Here is a 20,027-nt window from a genome sequence, read left to right as displayed (position 1 = left end):
TGGCCGTATCTACAATCGTTGAACCGCACGGCGACAGCCGCATTGACACGAGGAATGAGGAGCAAGCATGCAGACCGTGACATTACCTTCCGGAGAAACGGTGCCGGCACTCGGCCAGGGCACCTGGAACATTGGCGACCGGCGAGACCGGCGCGCACAGGAAATCGCCGCGCTGCAAGCCGGGATGGACCTCGGCATGACGCTCCTCGACACCGCCGAGATGTACGGCGACGGCAACAGCGAAAACCTGGTGGGTGAAGCCCTTGCCGGCAGGCGCGACGAGGCTTTTCTGGTCAGCAAGGTCTTGCCGTCGAATGCGTCCCGACGCGGCACGGTGAAGGCGTGCGAAGACAGCCTGCGCCGCCTCCGCACCGACCGGCTCGACCTATACCTCCTGCATTGGCGCGGCAACTATCCGCTGGAGGAAACGCTTGAGGCCTTCGCGCAACTGCAGCGCGACGGCAAGATCCGGCACTGGGGCGTCAGCAATTTCGATCCCGGCGACATGGCGGAACTCGTGTCGCTCGAGGCAGGCGGAGAGGTTTCCACCAACCAGGTGCTGTACAACCTCACCCGGCGCGGCATCGAGTTCGACCTGCTGCCCTGGTGCCGGGACAGGGGCATCCCGGTGATGGCCTATTCACCCATCGAGCAGGGACGCCTGCTGCGCCAGCCGGCGCTGCGCAAGGTCGCGGAACGGCATGGGGCAACCCCGGCGCAGGTCGCGCTGGCCTGGACATGGCGGCAGGGCGGCGTGATCGCGATCCCGAAGGCGGGCAGCGCGGAGCACGTGCGCGAGAACCACGGCGCGCTTTCCCTGCAATTGTCCGCGGAAGACTTCGCCGAACTCGACCGCGCCTGGCCTGCGCCGACGCGCAGGCAGCCCCTGGAAATGATCTGAAGGACAGACTCAGCCGCACATCCCGATCGCGCCGCACGAGGTGCAGAAGTCGCAGCCGTCCTTCCTGATCACGCTGGCATTGCCGCACTCCCGGCACAACTTGCCGTGCATGCTCGGCGCGCCCTTCGCCGGCCGCGCCGGCTCATCCATCACCACGCCCATCGCCTTGATCGCCATGCCTTCCTCGGTCATGATGCCCAGCATGGCATAACGGTGGATCACCAGCCGCGCGATGTAGGCGACGGTCGACGGATAGCTTGCCTGCTTCTCGCTGCCCGGCACGCGCGCCAGGAAGTCGCCGCGCGGCTCGGCGTAGTTCAGCAGCTTGCGCAGCTTCATGCCGATCCAGGCCGGATCGACCACGCGCATGTCGTGGCTCAGCAGCTTGCACAGGCCGTCAAGCGTGTGCGGATGGCCGCCGGTCAACCACATGCTGTAGGGCCGGCGGGTGCCATCGGGCATCTGCAGTTCCTTGAGCATCAGCACGAAGTCGTCATCGGTGGAGGGGTTGAACACGTCCGCCACCCAGGCCAGCGTGCCGTCCGAGCCGGTCTTGGGTTCGTGCGGCGCGAACAGCGCGTCCAGCACCGGCGACTTGTCGCCCTCATGCGGCTCGAGAGCCCCAAGCTGGCGGTAGCGCCACTCGACGAGCTTGGCGAACGCCGCGGTCGCGCTCGGCACCGGCACCGGCCGGCCATGCGGCGGCATCGGCATCTCTACCGGGTCGCCGTAGGCATTGCCCAGCATCGCGAGGCGCTTGCGCAGCCAGCCGCGGTCGTTCGCGCGCATGTCGGTCGACAGGGTCTTGGCGATCGCATCGAGGCCGCGCGGCGGCTGTCCGCCGAGAACCCAGACTTCGAAGGGCACGCCGCCCTGGTCGCTGACCGCCACCGCGAAATCGCCCTGCGGGGTTTCGATCATTTCGCTGATCCAGGCCGACGCGCCGGCGGGCAGCTTGGGCCGCGAGGGCCAGCGCAGCGACGCCAGCACCGGCGCGGTCGCGATCTCCTTGAGCACCAGCCGCTTGTCCTGTTCCGGCAGGGTCATGGGAGTCGGCGCGCTGTCGGCCGCGGGAATCGACAGCACCGCGCCGAGCACGCTGTTGGGACGGTAGGTGGTGATGCCCTTCAATCCCTGGCGCCAGGCTTGCATGTACAGGTCCTGGAAATCCGCGTAGGGATAGTTTTCCGGCACGTTCACCGTCTTGGAGATCGCGGCGTCGATGAAGGGGGCGACCGCCGCCACCATCAGCATGTGATCGGTCGCGGAGATTTCCAGCGCCGATACGAAGGCTTCCGGCAGCTTCTGCGTGTCGTGGCCGAGCGCCCGGTAGACGCGGTAGGCGTGGTCTTCGACGGTGTAGTCCTTCTTGCTGCCGTCGGGCATGCGCTTGGTGCGGTTGTAGAACCAGGAGAAGGCCGGCTCGATGCCGTTCGAGGCATTGTCGGCAAAGGCCAGGGAGATCGTGCCGGTCGGGGCGATCGAGGTCAGGTGGGAATTGCGGATGCCGTGCTCGCGGATCTGTTCGCGCAGGGCTTGCGGCAGGCGCGAGGCGAATCCGGAAACGAGATATTTGCCGGCGTCGAACAGCGGGAAGGCGCCGCGTTCGCGCGCCAGGGCGACGGAGCTTTCATAAGCCGCGTCGCGCATGGTGCGTGAAATCTCGGTGGCCAGCGCGCGGCCGTCGGCGGCGTTGTAGCGCACGCCGAGCATGATGAGCGCATCGCCCAGTCCGGTGAAGCCCAGGCCGAGCCGCCGCTTGGCCTCCGCCTCGCGGGCCTGCTCCGGGAGCGGCCATCGGGTTGCGGTGAGCACGTTGTCGAGCATGCGCACGGCAATGCGCGTGACCCGCGCCAGCAGCGCGAAGTCGAAGCGCGCCTCGGCGCTGAAGGGCGCTTCCACGCAGGCGCCGAGGTTGATGCTGCCGAGGCAGCAGCAGCCGTAGTCCGGCAGGGGCTGTTCGCCGCACGGGTTGGTGGCATCGATCACTTCGCAATAGGCGAGGTTGTTCTCGCTGTTGATGCGGTCCAGGTAGAGCACGCCCGGCTCGGCCGCGTTGTAGGTGCTTTTCATGACGAGGTCCCAGACCTCGCGCGCCTTGACCTTGCGGTAGACCCACTTGCCGTCGCCGCGCTGGTAGGCACCGGCGGCCCTCAGCGTGGCATTGGGCTCGCTGACGTGGGCCAGTTCGAATTCCGCGTCCGCTTCCACCGCGCGCATGAAGTCGTCGGTCACGCCGACCGAGACATTGAAGTTGTTGAGCTGGCCGCGCTCCTGCTTGATGGTGATGAAGTCGAAGATGTCGGGATGATCGACGTTGAGCACCGCCATCTGCGCGCCCCGCCGCGCGCCGGCGGATTCCACGGTTTCGCAGGAGCGGTCGAACACCTTCATGTAGGAGATCGGGCCCGAGGCGCTGCTGCCGGTGCCCTTCACGCGCGCGCCCTTGGGACGGATGGCGGAAAAATTGTAGCCGACGCCGCCGCCGCGCCGCATGGTTTCGGCGGCCTGCGCCAGCGCGGTATAGATGCCGGGCTTGCCGTCAACGTTCTCGGTGATGGAATCCCCGACCGGCTGCACGAAGCAATTGATGAGCGTGGTCTGCAAGCCCGTGCCGGCCGCGCTGGCCACCCGTCCCGCCGGGATGAAGCCATGTTCCATGGCCCACAGGAATTCTTCCTGGTGCTTCTTGCGCGACTTTGCCGGCTCGACTTCCGCCAGCGCCTGGGCGACCCGCGCGAAGACCTGCGCCGCGGACGTTTCGCCGCCCTTGGCGTATTTTTCGATCAGGACCTCGGTCGAAATGTCTTGCGGTTCGGAGAGCGTGGTCGCGGCACTGTCAAGTTTATGCATAAGGCACCCGGCGGAAAAAGGCGAAATCAGGGACAAGGAAACTGGGAAAGCCAGGATGCAGGGGAACGGCATCCGGCGGCGAAGGTCGGAGCTCATTCTAGCCAGCGGCGAGGCCGGTTTTCCTTAACCCAGGTCAAGCATTGCCGGCAGGCCATTCATTCCCGGCGTGCCGGCGCGTTCCTGCCGCCGCGCGCAACTTGTCGGCCGTCCCGCGCTCTCAATGGAATGAGACATCGCATGGCGGAGAATGGCTCCGCGGCTTTACACAAGGAGATCGACCATGGCAACACCGCAGCAGTCACATCCCGGCAAGCCGCAGAAAACGTCAAGCTACGGCGCGGGTTCGGAAGGCTGGGACGGCACCGAGGATCCCAGCTCGCCGGTCACCTCGGCGGATTCCGGTTCGGAAGATGCGAGCGGCCTCCAGGATGCCGCCAGGCAGGACCAGGGCACCCAGTCCGACTACAACCTGTCGGACGGCGACGAAGGACGCTTCCGGGTTGCCGAGGAGGTCAGCACCGACATGCAGTCCGACGATGCGCGCCGCGTCGGACAGATGCCGCCGGAGATCAATGCTTCCGGCGTCGGCGCCAATCCGGCGGAGGCCATGGGCGATGCCATGCTGCAACCGGACGGCGAGGAAAAGGAAGCGCTGAGGAAGTCCATCAACCGCGCGGTGCCGCCATCGGTCTGAGCGCTCTTCGCAGCATCGGCGGAACGTGTGGAATAATGCGGCGCTGCCATCTACTTCATCGTTCCGCCATCCACGCCGCATGATCATTGCCACGCATTCCGGAAAATTCCACGCCGACGACGTCTGGGCCGTCGTCGTGCTCGACCTTCTTCATCCCGGTTGCGAGCTGGTGCGCACACGCGACCCGGAACGCATCCGCCAGGCCGATTTCGCGGTGGACGTGGGCGGCATCTGGGACCCGGCAAGCGGACGCTTCGACCACCATCAGAAAGGCTTTTCCGGCGCGCGGCCGTCCGGCGTGGTCTATGCCAGCGCCGGGCTGGTCTGGCGCGAGCATGGCGCACGCTGCGTGCGGCACATCGCGCGCACGCTGTGCGGCCACGCGCTCGGCGACAAGGAAGCCCAGGAGATGGCCTATGCCATCGACAACGACCTGGTCCAGTACCTCGACATGGCCGACACCGGCGCGGCCCGCAACGCGCCCGGCGGCTACGGCCTGTCGGCGGTGATCTCCGGCTTCAACCCGACCTGGCTGGACGAAAAGGGACTGGCGCCGGACGCCGGCGCCGAGGCCATGGAAGCCATGCGCATGCAGCGCTTCCGCCGCGCGATGGACGTCATCGCCGACGTGCTGGTCAACCAGGTGCGTTACCGTGTCGGCAGCATGCTGGCCCTCGACGAAGTACGCGCCTCCGAGCGGCTGGAAAAGGGCCGCCTGCTGTTCCTGAAGAACGCGGCCCTGCCGTGGGCGGCCGTGGTGCGCAACGAGATGCCGAAGGTGGTGTTTGTGCTCAGCTACAGTCCCGCCGAGCAGCGCCACCTGCTGCACACCATCCCCAAGTCGTCGGAAAGCTTCGAGGCGCGCAAGGACCTGCCCGCTTCCTGGGCCGGCCTGCAGGGCGCGGACCTCGCGGCGGTCACCGGCGTGGAGGACGCGGTGTTCTGCCACAACAACCTGTTCATCGCCGCGGCCGTCTCCTTCGAGGGCGCGCTGAGGATGGCGCGCCAGGCGCTCGACTAGCGCCCGGCGACTGGCTGCTCGTGATTACTGCGGCTCGTGGTCGTCCTTGATGGCCTCGGTCCATGACTGCGTGTCTTCCGGCGTCATGTTCCCCAGCGGCTTCACCCGGCCATCGCGCAGGCCCTGCCTTTCCACGTCGCTCAGGAACTGTTCGCGCGAGAGCAGGGTGCCGAGGCAGACGCCCTGCGCGGGCGCGTCGCTGTGGGTTTCCTTGCGCAGCCGCTCGACGAGTTCATCCATGACCGCCACCGGCACGATATGGCGGTCGCCCGGATAGGCGAACCCAAACAGCACCAGGTGCGAAAGCAATACCCGCCAGTGCGATTCGAAGCGCCGGAACAGCCGCCCCCAGTCGAGCCGCGGACCGCATTCGCGCAGCAGGTGCAGCACGTCGGCACCGTCGTAGCGTTCCCGTTCCATGATGAATGCCTTGGACCAGATCATTTCCTCGACCGGCGAAATCCGCACCGGCATGCCAAGCACTTCCGCCTCCCGGGCGTGCTCGAACCATGCGTCGTCGACTTCCGCGATCGCGTTGCCGGAACTGAAGATCAGGTCGATGTAGATGCCGCCGCAATGGATCTTTCCGAGCCAGTGCGGAAAGGTCAGCTCGGCGTCATAGCCCGATTCGCGCATGAGGTCGGCGATGGCATCGAAGTCCCGTCGGCGGATGAACAGGTCGAGGTCCTTGGTGGAACGGTTGATGGTCGTGTGCTGGTTGAATGCCCAGGCGCCCCCGACCAGGTAAGGGATGCGCGAACCATTCAGGATGTGCAGCACGTGGCGGTAAAACACGGCGGGGTCGCGCTCCGCGGTTCCAACATTCAACGCTGTTGCAATCGGCTCAAGCATGTCGTCGGCTCCAGAGTGCCCGGAAGAATCGTCGGGCGACGTGATGAATGACGAAGGGAATCAGCAAAACTTATGCCACGGATCGATTGTCATTATCTTCATCAGGTCGGCGCGTCCGACCAACCCGAAGACACGCATTCCAGGAGGACAGAGTGGTTTCCAACGACAAGATACGGTTCGCTGCGGTCGGCGACCTTCATTGCAAGAAAGACTCCAAGGGCAGCCTCAGGTCCTTCTTTTCCCAGGCGGCGGAATCGGCCGATGCCTTGCTGCTGTGCGGCGACCTGACCGACTACGGCCTGTCTGAAGAGACGGAAATCCTGGCCGAGGAACTCAGCGCTGCCCGCATTCCCATCGTTGCCGTGCTCGGCAACCATGACTTCGAATCCGAGCAGCCGCAGGAAGTCTCGCGCATCCTGTGCGAGGCCGGCGTGCGCGTGCTGGATGGCGAGGCCTGCGAGATCCACGGCGTGGGAATCGCGGGCGTGAAGGGCTTCGCCGGCGGCTTCGGCCGCGGCGCGCTCGGGCCCTGGGGCGAGCATGCCATCAAGTCTTTCGTCAACGAGTCGATCCAGGAAGCCCTGAAGCTCGAATCGGCGCTGGCCAAGCTGCGCACGCCGAAGCGCATCGTGATCATGCATTACTCGCCGATCGCCGCGACGGTGGCCGGCGAACCCCAGGAAATCTTTCCCTTCCTCGGCTGCAGCCGGCTGGAAGATCCGCTGATCCGGTATCCCGTCGATGCCGTGTTCCATGGCCATGCGCACCGTGGCTTCCCCGAAGGGAAGACGGTGAATGGCGTTCCGGTCTACAACGTCGCCAAGCCCTTGCTGCAGAGGACCTACCCCGACAGGCCGCCGTTCCGGATTATAGAAATTCCAAAAACCGAAGAAGTGGCCGTGTAATTCTGACGTAGCGGGTTCGGGCAGAGGCGCGTGCTCGACCGGAAATGATGGAATTGATGGCGGTCAACTAAAGTTTCCGGAAGGTGCTATATTGTTCGATATAACTAGCAGGGCAAACCAGTCGAAAGTCTGGGACGCAAAGCTTCCGGCCTAAAGGAATCCTTCGGATTTCCATGGCAGCGGGGCCGCCTTCTGAAGCAAAGTCATGCTTCGGCGATGGTTCGCCTTGCGTTTCGAGGACTGACCATGAACAAGACCATCGCCCACTGTACCCTTCTCGTCTTTCTCATCTTTCTTTTCCTGCCGCCCTCCGCCTGGGCCGAGTGCGGATTCGTCAGCGCCGAGGACGGCATGACCCTGGTCGTCAGCAAGGATTCCAACCATTGCTTCAAGTCGGAAGCGTTCCGCTCCCGTTTTCGCGAACAACTGTCGAGCGCCGTCAAGACCATGGATGCCGAGGCGGAACTGACCGAGCGAAGACGGCGTGCCTTCGACGACCGCAACCGCGCCAGCCAGAAGCTCTGGTCCATTGCGGAACGCCAGCACCAGGCGTCGGGCGGCCGTTATTTCGGGCAACGATGAGGGAGTGGGCAAGCCGGAAGCCGGCGTTTGCCGTCTCTTCCGCTGCATGAATCCGCTCCGCGGCTTGCGGCGGACCATGTGGTAAGCTCGAACGCTTTCCCGCTTTCTTCCCTGCATCGTCACATGAAGTGCGCCATCGTTCCCGTTACCCCCTACCAGCAGAATTGCAGCATCCTGGTGTGCGAAGACACCATGCGCGCGGCCGTTGTGGATCCCGGCGGCGACCTGCCGCGGTTGCGCTCGGCCCTGCAGCAGCTTGGCGTGACCCTGGAGAAGGTTTTCCTGACGCATGGCCATCTCGATCACTGCTCGGCCGCGGATGACATGCGCAAGGAATTCAGCGTGCCGATCGAAGGACCGCATGCCGACGACGCGTTCTGGATCGATCAACTGCCGGAAGCCACGCGGCGCATGGGCTTTCCGCCCGCCGAGCCCTTCGTGCCCGACCGCTGGCTGAACGATGGCGACATCGTCGGTTTCGGCAAGCAGGAACTCGAGGTGCTGCATTGCCCCGGCCACACGCCGGGACACGTGGTGTTCTTCCATCGCGGCGTGAGGCTGGCGCTCGTCGGCGACGTGCTGTTCCAGGGATCGATCGGCCGCACGGATTTTCCCCGCGGCGACCATGACGCGCTGGTCAACGCCATCCGCGGCAAGCTGTGGCCGCTCGGGGACGACGTGGCCTTCGTTCCCGGGCATGGCCCGACCTCCACGTTCGGCGACGAAAGAAAGACCAACCCTTTCGTCGCGGACAAGCGCTTCGGCTGAGGCCAGCCATCCCATCCTTGCCGCCCGCGGCGCGGGCAATACGCTAAAGCACCTTTACGCAAAGGCGGAAGTCGGGGTCTTCGTCGTAGCGCTTGGTGTCGAATCCCAGGCCCTTCATCAGCTTGAGCATGGTCACGTTGTTCGACAGGACCAGTCCCTCGATCTGTGACAGGCCTTTCGTCCGCGCGACGTCCATGATGGACATCATCATGCGCGAGCCGATGCCCTGGCCCTTGAAATCGTCGGAGACCGCGAGCGAGAACTCGCAGGTGCTCATGTCGGGGTTGGTGACATAGCGCGACACGCCGATGATCCGCTCCTTCTCCGCGAAGCCGCCGTCTTCCTGCGGTTCGCGCCGGCGGTGCACCGCCACCAGCGCCATCTCGCGGTCGTAGTCGATCAGCGTGAAGCGGGACAGCATCCTTTCCGACAGTTCCCGCATCGTCGAGACGAAACGGAAATACCGGCTCTCCGGCGACATGTTGCGCACGAAGTCCTGCAGCATGCTGGCGTCGTCCGGATGGATGGGACGGATCAGGTAGGAGTCGTTGTCGCGCAGCGGGAATTCCTGTTCCGCGTCGCTGGGGTAAGGCAGGATCGCGAGGTGGTTGTAGTCGCTCGCGCCGCCGGGCGGATGATCGATCACGATACGCGCATCCACCACCAGCGCGCCGTTGCCATCGACGATGACCGGGTTGATGTCCATCTCGCGCAGGTGGGGCAGGGCGCACACCATTTCCGATACCCGCAGCAGGACGTGCTCCAGCGCTTCCCGCCTGGCCGGCGGCGCGCCGCGCCAGACGCCGAGCGTATCCGCGGCGCGCGCACGCTCGATCAGGCGCTGCGCGAGGAACTGGTTCAGCGGCGGCAGTTCGATCGCCCGGTCGGCGATCAGCTCGATCATGGTGCCGCCCGCGCCGAAGGAAATCACCGGACCGAAAGGCTCGTCGGTCGAGACGCCGATGTAGAGCTCGCGGCCCTGGGGCTTGCCGGACATGTTCTGGATCGTCACGCCGTTGATGCGCGCATCCGGACGCAGCCGCTTGACGGTCGCCATCATGTCCTGCCAGGTATCGCGCACCGCCGAGGCGTTCTGCAGGTTCAGCGCCACGCCCTGCACGTCGCTCTTGTGCGTGATGTCCGGCGAATCGATCTTCAGCGCCACCGGATAGCCAAGCTGGTTGGCCACCAGGATCGCCTCGTTCGGCGAACGTGCCAGGATGGTCTTCGTGACCGGGATGTGGAAGGACGACAGCAGGGCCTTCGACTCCATCTCGGTCAGCACCTTGCGCCGTTCCGCCAGCACGCTCTCGACCAGGATGCGCGCGCCTTCCAGGTCGGGCTTGGCCAGCGGCGAGAGCGGCGGCGGCGTCTGGTGCAGCAATTGCTGGTTCTGGTGGAAGGAAGAGATGTTGTTGAAGGCATCGACCGCGGCTTCCGGCGTGCGGAAGGAGGGAATCGACGCGGTATTGAGGATGCGGCGGCCCTCCACCACCCGTTCGTCGCCCATCCAGCAGGTGATCAGGGGCTTGCTCATCGCGGGCTGCAGTTCGGCCAGCGTGCGGGCGATCGCTTCGCTGTCGAGCCCGGGCTTGGGCGAGAGGATCACCAGCACGCCGTCGACCACCCGGCTGGCAACGCAGGCCTCGATGGCGGCGCGGTACTGCGCCGCGTCCGCATCTTCCGACAGGTCGATCAGGCCGTCGATGTTCGCCAGCGGCGCCAGGCTCGGCTTGAGTTGCTCGGCGGCTTCCTTCGGCAGGATCGCCAGGGTGAGTCCCAGCTCGTTGGCCCAGTCCGCGGCCAGCACGCCGGGCCCGCCGCCGTTGGTCACCACGGCGAGGCGTTTCCCGACCGGCAGGTAACGCGCCGACAGGCATTTCGCGGCCGAGAACAGCTGGACGAAGGATCGTACCCGCACCGCGCCGGCCCGCTGCAAGGCGGCGTCGAACACGTCGTCGCTGCCGACGATGGCGCCGGAGTGGGTCAGCGCCGCGGTCGAGCCGGCGGGCTTGCGCCCCGCCTTGAGGATGATCACCGGCTTGGCATTGGCGGCGGCGCGCAAGGAACTCATGAAGCGGCGCGCGTTGCGGATGCCTTCGAGGTAGACCACGATGCTTTGCGTCTGGCGGTCGTCGGCGAGGAAGTCGAGCGCCTGCGCGATGTCGACCGCCGTATTCGGCCCGAGCGAGATCACGCTGGAAAAGCCGACGCCATTCTTGCCGGCCCAGTCGAGGATGGAGGTGGTCAGCGCGCCGGATTGCGACACCAGCGCCAGCGAGCCCGCCTGCGCGAGCGGCCCGAGGGCGCCGGCATTGAGCAGCTGGCGCGGCCGCTGGAAACCCATGCTGTTCGGACCGAGCAGATACATGCCATGCCGGCGCGCGATCGTATGCAGCTCCTTGGCAAGATTGCCATCCACGCCGCTCGACACGATCAGCGCCGCCTTGCTTTGCATGCGGCCAGCGATTTCCAGCGCGGGCACCAGTTCATCGTTTTTCAGCGCGATGATCGCCAGGTCCACGCGCGAGTGCGCGAGGTCGCTCAAGGTGCCGCGCATGCCGATGTCGAGGTAGGCGATGTGCCCGCCGAACTTGCCTTGCCTGAGCTGCTCGCAAACCAGGCGCGCGAGGTGCGACTGTTCTTCCGGCTGGTCCGGATTGCCGGCGAACACCGCGATCTGGCTGGGCATGAAGAGAGGATGAAGGTAGTGCTTTTGCATGATGGCAATCAGGATGGGGAAGCAGCCGGATGGTATGCAAGCCCGCCGCGAATTTCCGTGCGTTAAATCAAATTTCGCCGCAAGCGCGTCACTTGGATAGCGAAAGCACAAGGAAGGTTGCCACGCTTGCATTGAAGAATCGTCATGGTGTTGTGCAGCGGCGACTGAAAACGCCGAGGAAAGCGCGAATGCATTTCCACGGGGAAGCATGGAATGCAAAATGGAAACGTCATGCAATAGGGCATGGCGTACCGGCTTCACGTTCATCCTTCTTTCGCCGCACCACTCATGCTTCCACCTGCCATTTCCCGTCGCACCATGCTGGTCCTGGCATTCGCCGGCGCGCATGTGCTGCCGGGCGCGCAGGCGCAGACCACGGTCACCCAGGTTCTCGCGGGCGGGGTAACGGACATCGATTACCTGAATTCCGCCGCGGTGCTCGGTAAGATCAACGCCGGATACGCCTACGCGCACAAGCTGTCCGGCGCCGGCGTGACGGTTGGCGTGCTGGATGCCGGCATCACGCCCGCGCATCGGGAATTCTCGGATCCCGGAAAGATCCTGCCCGGCTTCAATGCTCTCGATGGCGGCAGCGACGTGACCGACCATGTCGGGCATGGCACGCATGTCGCCGGCATCGTGGCCGCGCAGCACAACGGCATGGGCACCATGGGCGTGGCCTTTGGCGCCAGCATCCTGCCGGTCAAGGTGCTGGGCGACGACGGACGCGGATCGTCGCAGGCGCTGGACCGCGGCCTGCGCTTCGCCATCGGCAAGGCGCCTATCGTCAACGTTAGCCTGGGAGCGGAAAACGCCTATTCGCCGGCGGCCATGAAGGAAGCGGCCCAGGCCGGCATGCTGATCGTTGCCGCGGCGGGGAATTCGGGCGCGGCCAATCCCGGCTGGCCCGCCCGCTTCGCCCGCGAGTCCTGGGCCGGCAACCAGATCATTGCCGTCGGCGCCGTGGATGCGTCGAACCGCATCGCCTCCTTTTCCAACCGCGCCGGCGACACTGCCGGCTGGTTCCTGGTTGCGCCCGGCGTGAATGTGCTCTCCACCTGGATGAATGGGCAATACGCCACAATGAGCGGCACGTCCATGGCGGCCCCGGTGGTGTCCGGCGCGGCGGCGCTGCTCAAGCAGCAATGGCCGGCCTTGAGCGCGGCCCAGATCGCCAACATCCTGTTCGTGACCGCGACCGACCTCGGCGTCCCCGGCATCGATCCGATCTATGGCCGTGGCCTGCTCAACATCGAGAAAGCCCTGCAGCCGATCGGCACGCTCACCACGACCACGCTCAACGGCCGCACCATCAGCGTGTTGTCCGGCACCACCCAGGTGTCGTCGGCAACGACCAGGTTGCTGGGCCTCGCCACCACCGGCCAGCTGCGGGTGGTCGGCCTGGACGGCTTCCAGCGCGACTACCAGGTCGACCTGGGCCGCTCGGTGCTGCCGCCGGCCGGCCTGTCGCTCGAGCAGGTGTTCGGCGGCATGGACCGCCGCATCGACGTCGCCGAACATGTCCTGCCGGGCGGGGGCGAGCTGGCTGTCGCCTACGCGCGTGCGCCTGCCAGGGCGGGCAGCCTCTTCGGCCACGAGGAAGGACGCGGCGGCATCGCGGCCTTGTCATACGTGGCACAGCGACCGGACAGGTCGTTCGCGTTCGGCATGGGCAGCACCGCCGGAAACTATTTCGGCGCGGGCGGACTGCTGCCGCAGCAGGGGCTGGCGCTGGGCAGCGTGACCGCGCTGGCGCATCCGTATTTCGCGCTCGTGCCGGGCGCCGCGCATGCCGGTTTTGCGCGCCGGGCCGACGACTTCGGCATCAAGTTCGGCGTCCTGTCGACCGGCGCCGACCGGACGCTTGACGCGCCGGACATCTGGATGCCGCCCGGCACGGGACGGCAATTGCGGGCGCGTTCGTCCCTGGTCGAATTGTCGCGCGACGATGGCCATGCGGCGCTGGCGCTGTCGTTCGCGCGCATCCAGGAGGCGAGCGGTTACCTCGGATCCTATGCAAGCGGGCCGCTGGTCCTTGCCAACAGCGCGTACACCCAGGCCCTGCAGCTTTCCGGCGCGGTGCGCATCGCGAGCGGAATCGCGCTGGCAGGGCAGGCGTCGTATGCCGCCACGCCCGGTGTTGCCAGCGATGCCGGCCTGATCACCGGCGTCGGCACGACCCGGACGAATGCCTTTTCCCTCGCGCTGATCGCCGCCGGACGCTTCCGTCCGCATGACCGCCTGAGCCTTTCGGTTTCCCAGCCGATGCGCACCTACGCCGGCATGATGACGATGGACGCCTACACCGGGCTCGACGACCAGGGATCGCCGACGCGGGAAAAGATGCGCTTCTCGATGGTGCCGTCCGGCCGCGAGCTGCGCGGCGAATTGAATTACCTCGTTCCGCTGCGGGCCGCCGCATCGGTCGGCATGACGCTGATGCTTCGCCACGAACCCAACCACCTGGCGGATGCCGCCGCGGAAAAGCTGCTCGCCTTGCGCTACCTGGCGCCGTTCTGAGCCGCCCGGCGCGGTGGTGCGTCGCCGCATCGGCATGTCCCCGCGCACGTCCATGGCCGGCGCCTTGTGGTTTTTCGTTCCCGCCGCGGAAGCCGGGTGCCCGCACCGCGCGCAGTGCTGGACACTGACCATGGCAAGGGATAAGCTGGTTGCCAATCAGCAAGTCATTTCCGTCATGTTGAACGAATCCGTCACGCTTTCCGCGCCGCCTTCCGGTGCCAGCCAGGAGAAACAGTTCTGGCGGCAGTCCGGAAAATTTTCCACGCCCATGGAGGACGACTTCCAGCGCGAAGTGGAGCGCCTGCGCAGGCGCCGGATCGAACGGACAGGCATCGCCGCGATCATCATCTACGGCGCCTTCGCGCTGAGCGACCAGGTGATGGTGCCCGACGTTTACCTGATGGCATGGGCAATCCGCTTCATCATCGTCGTTCCCGTGATGCTCGTCAGCACGGTCTTTTACCGCCACTTCAAGTCGGCCGGGGCGCGCGAACTGGCGCTTGCACTCTGTACCATCATCACAGGCGCCAGCCTGCCCGTCATTGCCGCCCTGAGCAGTCATCCGAACGCGGTGCACTACCAGACCGGCATCACGCTCGTCGTCCTGTTCGGCAACATCATCCTCAATCAGCGCCTGCGCAGCGCGGTTGCCACGTCGGTGATCCTCGGCGTGCTGTACGCTTTTTCCCTGCACGCCATGCGCGGCATGAGCGCGCCGATTGCCCTGAGCAACTGGATGTTTTTCTTCGCGGCGGTATCGATCAGCCTGTTCGCCTGCGTGCGCATGGACCAGGACCGCCGGCGGGCCTATCTCGCGCATTGCCGCGAGGAAGAGCGCAATGCCCAGCTCAGCGAGGCGGTCGCCAAGCTCGAACGCCTGTCGGTGCAGGATACCCTGACCCAGCTCTACAACCGGCGCGAGTTCGACCGCCGCTTCGCCCTGGAATGGGGCCGTGCGCGCCGCGACCTCGCTCCCCTGGCGCTGGTGATCGTCGACGTGGATTGCTTCAAGCCGTTCAACGACAACTACGGGCATCCTGCCGGCGACACCTGCCTGCGCAAGGTGGCCGAGGCGCTGTCGTCGGTGCCGCGCCGTTCCTCGGACCTGGTGGCCCGCTTCGGCGGCGAGGAATTCGTCGTGCTGCTGCCGGAAACCGCGCTGGAGGAAGCCGGGAAGATCGCCGAGAGGATGCGCATCGCGGTGCTGCAGCTGCAGATCCCGCATGCCCATTCGCCGGTCGCCGCCGTGGTCACGGCCAGTTTCGGCGTGGCCGCGATGGTGCCCACCGCCGGCATGCGCGAGGCCGACCTGCTGGCCGCCGCAGACGGCGCGCTCTACCGCGCCAAGGCCGAGGGCCGCAACCGGGTCAACGGCATCGTCGCTGCCTGATTCAGGTATTGAGCGCCGGCGACGACGGCTTGCGTTCCAGGTTTTCCGCGCGCGGCAAGGTTAGGATCAGGATGGTGCCCTGGCCGTGCATGCCGCTGATCTCGACGTCGCCGCCCATCGCCGCCACCCGCTCCTTGATGCCGATGAGGCCGAAGGAACGCGGTTTTCGCTGGTCCCCCGGGTAGCGGCCGGTGCCATCGTCCTCGATCACGATCCGCAGCCCGCCGCCGCCGGCGCTCAGCCTGATCCAGGCATGGCGCGCGTTCGCATGCCTCACCACGTTCGACATGGCCTCCTGCACGATGCGGAAGGTCGAGGTCGCCTGTTCATCGTTGAGCATGTCGCCGATGTCCTCCCGTTCCGCCTGAAGCATGAACTGCACGCCATGCCGGGCATTCATCTCCTTGACCTGCCATTCGATCGCGGCCAGCAGGCCGAGATCCAGCACGCTGGGGCGCAGGTTGTTGATGATGCTCCGCACCGAGCGGATGGTGATGTCGATCTGCTTCAGCACGAGGTGCAGGCGTTCGTTGACCTGGGGATCTTCCGCGCCGGGCTGCAGCAGGCCCGACACGTCTAGGCGCAGCACCATCAGGTTCTGGCCGAGATCGTCGTGGATTTCGCGTGCGATGCGCTTGCGTTCGTCTTCCTTGACACGCTCCTGGTAGTTGGCCAGGTCACGCAGTTCGCGCTGCGATTGCTTGAGCGCGGCTTCGGAAAGCACGCGCGCCTGCACGTCGCTTTCCAGCATCAGGTTCGCCCGCGCCAGCGACCGGCTCCAGTCTCCCAGCCGCAACACGTAGACCGCGCACAACACGGAGAGCGAGGAGCCGGCAACGAGAACCAGGAAGGCGGTCAGGAAGGGCGTGCCGGACGCCGTCTTCGCCATGTCGACGCGCCAGATGCCGTCGGCCATCGCGACCGGCCAGGAAACGACACCCTTGCCTCTTGCGAGAATGCCGTCCTTGCCGTCGCCGCCGGTGCCTGCAGGCTTGTCGCTGGCAAACAGCAGGGTTTCCGGCTGTCCGGGCCGGACGTCGATGATCGCGACCTTGGCGGCATCGCCCAGGCGGGAACTCCTGATGGTCCGCCGCGCCAGCGCATCGATGCGCAGCGTGGCAGCGGTGTAGCCGCCCGGCGGACCCTGCGGCAGGGGCGCGGCAATGATCATCACTCCGGCGCCTGCTTCGCCTTCGGCGCCGGCGCGCATGTATGCGGTGGCCGGTTGTCCGCGCAGCATCGCCCGCTGCGCCGTCTCCTGCAGCAAGGGTTGCACCGCTGGCGGTACGTCTTCGGTGGACAGCGTACGGCTGCCTCCGGCAGATCCCGGTGCCGCATAGGTCATCATTTCCGTTCCGGGCAGTTCGGCGAGCATGGGACGGGCCAGGGAGTTGAACGCCCTGGCGTCCATGCCGGGGGCGATGCCGAGGAAACGGCCAAGGGTGGTGAGGGCCACTTCCACGTCCCTGACGTTTTCCGCGAGCGCCTGTGCGTATTTTTCCGTCTCCTGACGGAAGTCCAGGTCTGCCCTGTCCTGCTCCGCGGCATGCAGGCGCAGCGCGGCGACGCTGCTCAATGCCAGTCCTGCGCCGAGGATCAGCATGGCGGCGAGTGAAGCGGAAAAGCGTCTTTGGCTGGCAGGCAAGGACATGGACTTTTTCACGCAAACCTATGGTCAAGAAAACCATACTACCGTCATGCAGAGTTGTAAATCTTTGATTAATATCAAGTCTGTTGCGTCGCAGCATTGAGGCCGTGGCGTTAAGCCAACGATGCCCCGGCGCGCTACATTGGCTGGCGTACTGGCCCGTTTTCGCGCCGCCAGGCGCGCCTGCCGCCATCCTTCAACCCTTGCACGGCGGGGAATTGCCTTCTCCCGCCTGGAGAACCCATGAGCATGCATGTCTTCACCTACGGATCACTGATGTTTTCGCCCGTCTGGGAACGGGTGGTGCGCGGCAGTTACGAGGCCGAACCGGCAGTGCTGTCCGGCCATGTCCGCCATGCCATCCTGGGCGAGACCTACCCCGGCATGATCGCCTCGCCCGGCAGCGAAGTGGCCGGAATGCTTTACCGCGGCGTGTCCGATGCCGATGTGGCGGCCCTCGATGCCTTCGAGGGCGTGGAATACCGGCGGGTGGCGGTGCAGGTTGCGGCCGGCGGCCGTCCCGTCGAGGCCCAGACCTACCTGTACCTGATGCCGGACAGGCTGAGCGCGGATCCGTGGGTGCCCGAGCGCTTCGAGATGGCGCGCTTCCTCGGCACCTACTGCGTCGACAAGCTGGGAAGCTGACGCCGCCGGCCCGCCGCGGGATGCCGGTGAAAAACGTATCCGGCCGGTCGAGCCGGTATAATGCGGCATCACATTCAAGCAAGGGCAGCCTTCCGGTTGCCGCTTCGTCAATCCATGCTCGCAACACAAAAACAACAGATCGCCGACCTGTTCCAGGCGGCCCTCGCGCCCATCGTGGCCGACACCGGACTGCAGCCGCAGGTCGTCCTGGAACGCCCGCGCGATCCCTCGCACGGCGACATCGCCTGCAACATCGCCATGCAGCTGGCCAAGCCGCTCAAGAAGAATCCGCGCGAACTCGCGCAGCAGCTCGTCGCCGCGCTGCTCGCCAACAAGGGCCAGCTGATCGAGACGGCGGAGATCGCCGGACCGGGCTTCATCAACCTGCGCGTCACCGCCGCCGCCAAGCAGGCGGTCGTGCATGCGATCGCCGAACAGGGCGACGCCTTCGGCCGAGGCGAGGTCGGCAAGGGCAGGAAGGTGATGGTGGAATTCGTGTCGGCCAACCCGACCGGGCCGCTGCACGTTGGCCACGGCCGGCAGGGCGCGCTCGGCGATGCCCTGTCTTCGCTGCTGCAGGCGCAGGGCTACGACGTCACCCGCGAGTTCTACTACAACGATGCCGGCGTCCAGATCGGCAACCTCGCGCTATCGGTGCAGGCGCGCGCCCGCGGCTTCAAGCCGGGCGATGCCGAATGGCCCGAAGCCGCCTACAACGGCGACTACATCGCCGACATCGCCGCCGATTTCCTCGCGGGAAAGACCGTGTCCGCGAGCGACGGCTCGCCGGTCAGCGCCAGCGGCGACGCCAACGATCTCGATTCCATCCGCCGCTTCGCCGTGACCTACCTGCGCCATGAGCAGGATCTCGACCTGCAAGCCTTCGGCGTCCGCTTCGACAACTACTATCTCGAATCCTCGCTCTACACCGACGGCAAGGTCGATGCCGCGGTCGAGGCCCTGGTCAAGGCCGGCAAGACCTACGAGCAGGATGGCGCGCTCTGGCTGCGCACCACCGAATACGGCGACGACAAGGACCGCGTGATGCGCAAGTCCGACGGCACCTACACCTACTTCGTGCCTGACGTCGCCTATCACATCACCAAGTGGCAGCGCGGCTTCGGCAAGGTCATCAACGTGCAGGGCAGCGACCACCACGGCACCATCGCGCGGGTGCGCGCCGGCCTGCAGGCGGTCGGCCTCGGCATTCCCCAGGGCTATCCCGACTACGTGCTGCACAAGATGGTCACCGTCATGCGCAATGGCGAGGAAGTGAAGATCTCCAAGCGCGCCGGCTCCTACGTCACGGTGCGCGACCTGATCGAATGGTCCGCCGGCGACGCCGTCGACGAGAATGGCCAGCGCGACCTGACGCGCGGCCGCGACGCGGTGCGCTTCTTCCTCATTTCGCGGAAGGCCGACACCGAATTCACCTTCGACGTCGACCTGGCCTTGTCGCAGTCGGACGAAAACCCGGTCTACTACGTGCAGTACGCCCATGCGCGCATCTGCTCGGTGTTCGCGCAATGGGGTGGCGTCGAAACAACGCTCAAGGATGTCGACCTGTCGCCCCTGACTTCGCCGCGCGAGGCGGCGCTGCTCGCGCGCCTGGCGGAGTATCCGGAAATGTTGCAGAAAGCGCTCGACGAACTCGGCCCGCATCAGGTAGCGTTCTACCTGCGCGATCTGGCCGGCGAACTGCACAGCTATTACAACGCCGAGCGGGTGCTGGTCGACGATGCGTCCACGAAAATGGCGCGGCTGGCGTTGATGTCGGCAACGCGCCAGGTATTGCGCAATGGTTTGGCGCTGATCGGCGTTTCCGCGCCCGTTCGTATGTAGGAAAACATGAAGACAAGGCAGCAAGGCGGTACAGTCATCGGCATCATCATCGGTCTGGTCATTGGTCTGGGCATCGCGCTGGCGGTTGCCATGATGATCACCAAGACGCCCATGCCTTTCACCGACAAGTCGGGCAAGCAGACCAGGCTCGATCCCACCCCGAACCAGATCAGCGATCCGAACAAGCCCTTGTACGGCAACAAGGCCGCGGCGAAGGATGCCGCCAAGGATCTCGGCCGGGGCAAGGAAGCCGAACCGCCGGTCAATACCGCTGCGCCCCAGCCGGAGAAGAAGGCCGATCCCAAGGAAGAGGCGCGCATCCCGGCCACCGCCGAACCCGGCAGCGCCGACAAGCTGAAGAAGGCCGAACCCAAGGCCGCCGAGGTGAAGATCGGCGATACCAAGGAAGCGCAAAAGGATCCGGCCAAAGCAGACGACGAAAAATGGAATTACTATCTGCAGGCCGGCGCCTTCCGCGATCAGGGCGATGCCGAGGGCATGCGCGCCAAGCTGGCTCTGATCGGCGTGGAAGCCAAGGTTTCCGAGCGTCAGTCCGATAGCGGCCTGCTCTACAGGGTACGCGTCGGCCCGTTCGGCCAGATGGATGCCATGAACAAGGTACGCGGCAAATTGTCCGACAACAGCATCGACGCGGCAGTGGTGCGCGTCGCAAAATGAAACAAA

15 protein-coding genes and 1 riboswitch are annotated in these 20,027 nt (G+C 65.8%); of the genes, 11 read left to right on the top strand and 4 right to left on the bottom strand.

The window, feature by feature from the left end; genetic code table 11:
- The first annotated feature begins 67 nt into the window (after nt 1-67).
- Nucleotides 68-901, top strand: coding sequence for an aldo/keto reductase (locus tag G3574_RS19545; protein ID WP_163966998.1), 834 nt, complete (start codon nt 68-70; stop codon nt 899-901).
- A 9-nt stretch (nt 902-910) separates the two neighbouring features.
- Here G3574_RS19545 and G3574_RS19540 read toward each other — a convergent pair whose 3' ends face one another.
- Nucleotides 911-3,754, bottom strand: coding sequence for an adenosylcobalamin-dependent ribonucleoside-diphosphate reductase (locus G3574_RS19540; RefSeq protein ID WP_163966996.1), 2,844 nt, complete (start codon nt 3,752-3,754; stop codon nt 911-913).
- A gap of 280 nt (nt 3,755-4,034) precedes the next feature.
- On the opposite strand from G3574_RS19540, the gene G3574_RS19535 reads away from it, so the two are divergent.
- Together G3574_RS19535 and G3574_RS19530 are read left to right on the top strand one after the other, a co-directional pair.
- Entirely contained in the window at nt 4,035-4,448 is a 414-nt protein-coding gene (locus tag G3574_RS19535; RefSeq protein ID WP_163966993.1) for a hypothetical protein, read from the top strand.
- Nucleotides 4,449-4,527: 79 nt separating this feature from the next.
- The gene (locus tag G3574_RS19530) at nt 4,528-5,469 is read left to right on the top strand and encodes an MYG1 family protein (RefSeq protein ID WP_163966992.1); all 942 of its coding nucleotides are present in this window, start codon (nt 4,528-4,530) and stop codon (nt 5,467-5,469) included.
- Nucleotides 5,470-5,493: 24 nt separating this feature from the next.
- On the opposite strand, the gene G3574_RS19525 is transcribed toward G3574_RS19530, so the two are convergent.
- A complete protein-coding gene (locus G3574_RS19525) occupies nt 5,494-6,321 on the bottom strand; it encodes a nucleotidyltransferase domain-containing protein (protein WP_163966990.1) in 828 nt (275 codons plus the stop codon).
- Between the two features lie 152 nt (nt 6,322-6,473).
- Here G3574_RS19525 and G3574_RS19520 point away from each other — a divergent pair, with 152 nt between their 5' ends.
- The 3 genes from G3574_RS19520 (at nt 6,474) to G3574_RS19510 (ending at nt 8,576) form a co-directional block, all read left to right on the top strand.
- The gene (locus tag G3574_RS19520) at nt 6,474-7,226 is read left to right on the top strand and encodes a metallophosphoesterase family protein (protein WP_328804820.1); all 753 of its coding nucleotides are present in this window, start codon (nt 6,474-6,476) and stop codon (nt 7,224-7,226) included.
- Between the two features lie 101 nt (nt 7,227-7,327).
- Nucleotides 7,328-7,419: riboswitch (cyclic di-GMP riboswitch) on the top strand.
- A gap of 53 nt (nt 7,420-7,472) precedes the next feature.
- A complete protein-coding gene (locus tag G3574_RS19515; RefSeq protein WP_163966986.1) occupies nt 7,473-7,808 on the top strand; it encodes a hypothetical protein in 336 nt (111 codons plus the stop codon).
- A 123-nt stretch (nt 7,809-7,931) separates the two neighbouring features.
- The gene (locus G3574_RS19510) at nt 7,932-8,576 is read left to right on the top strand and encodes an MBL fold metallo-hydrolase (protein WP_163966984.1); all 645 of its coding nucleotides are present in this window, start codon (nt 7,932-7,934) and stop codon (nt 8,574-8,576) included.
- A 43-nt stretch (nt 8,577-8,619) separates the two neighbouring features.
- Here G3574_RS19510 and G3574_RS19505 read toward each other — a convergent pair whose 3' ends face one another.
- Nucleotides 8,620-11,298, bottom strand: a complete 2,679-nt coding sequence (locus tag G3574_RS19505) for a bifunctional acetate--CoA ligase family protein/GNAT family N-acetyltransferase (protein WP_163966982.1) — start codon at nt 11,296-11,298, stop codon at nt 8,620-8,622.
- A 288-nt stretch (nt 11,299-11,586) separates the two neighbouring features.
- Here G3574_RS19505 and G3574_RS19500 point away from each other — a divergent pair, with 288 nt between their 5' ends.
- On the top strand, nt 11,587-13,818 hold the full coding sequence (locus tag G3574_RS19500; RefSeq protein ID WP_163966980.1) for a S8 family peptidase: 2,232 nt from the start codon (nt 11,587-11,589) through the stop codon (nt 13,816-13,818).
- A gap of 130 nt (nt 13,819-13,948) precedes the next feature.
- Nucleotides 13,949-15,208 (top strand): GGDEF domain-containing protein, encoded by a 1,260-nt coding sequence (locus G3574_RS19495; RefSeq protein ID WP_163966976.1) that lies wholly within the window; start codon nt 13,949-13,951, stop codon nt 15,206-15,208.
- 1 nt (nt 15,209) lies between these two features.
- Here G3574_RS19495 and G3574_RS19490 read toward each other — a convergent pair whose 3' ends face one another.
- Nucleotides 15,210-16,859, bottom strand: coding sequence for a sensor histidine kinase (locus tag G3574_RS19490; protein ID WP_163966973.1), 1,650 nt, complete (start codon nt 16,857-16,859; stop codon nt 15,210-15,212).
- 240 nt (nt 16,860-17,099) lie between these two features.
- Between G3574_RS19490 and G3574_RS19485 the strand changes: the two genes are divergently transcribed.
- The 3 genes from G3574_RS19485 to G3574_RS19475 all read left to right on the top strand — a co-directional run bounded on the left by G3574_RS19485 (nt 17,100) and on the right by G3574_RS19475 (nt 20,021).
- Nucleotides 17,100-17,501 carry a gamma-glutamylcyclotransferase family protein gene (locus tag G3574_RS19485; protein WP_163966970.1) on the top strand — a complete coding sequence of 134 codons (402 nt, stop codon included), beginning with the start codon at nt 17,100-17,102 and terminating at the stop codon, nt 17,499-17,501.
- A gap of 114 nt (nt 17,502-17,615) precedes the next feature.
- A complete protein-coding gene (argS, locus tag G3574_RS19480) occupies nt 17,616-19,343 on the top strand; it encodes an arginine--tRNA ligase (protein ID WP_163966968.1) in 1,728 nt (575 codons plus the stop codon).
- A gap of 6 nt (nt 19,344-19,349) precedes the next feature.
- Complete coding sequence (locus G3574_RS19475; RefSeq protein ID WP_163966964.1) at nt 19,350-20,021, top strand: SPOR domain-containing protein; 672 nt, start codon at nt 19,350-19,352, stop codon at nt 20,019-20,021.
- Nucleotides 20,022-20,027: the final 6 nt, after the last annotated feature.

The sequence above is a fragment of the Noviherbaspirillum galbum genome (assembly GCF_010974945.1).
Classification (GTDB): domain Bacteria; phylum Pseudomonadota; class Gammaproteobacteria; order Burkholderiales; family Burkholderiaceae_D; genus Noviherbaspirillum; species Noviherbaspirillum galbum.
This window is presented reverse-complemented; position numbering and strand designations above follow the sequence as displayed.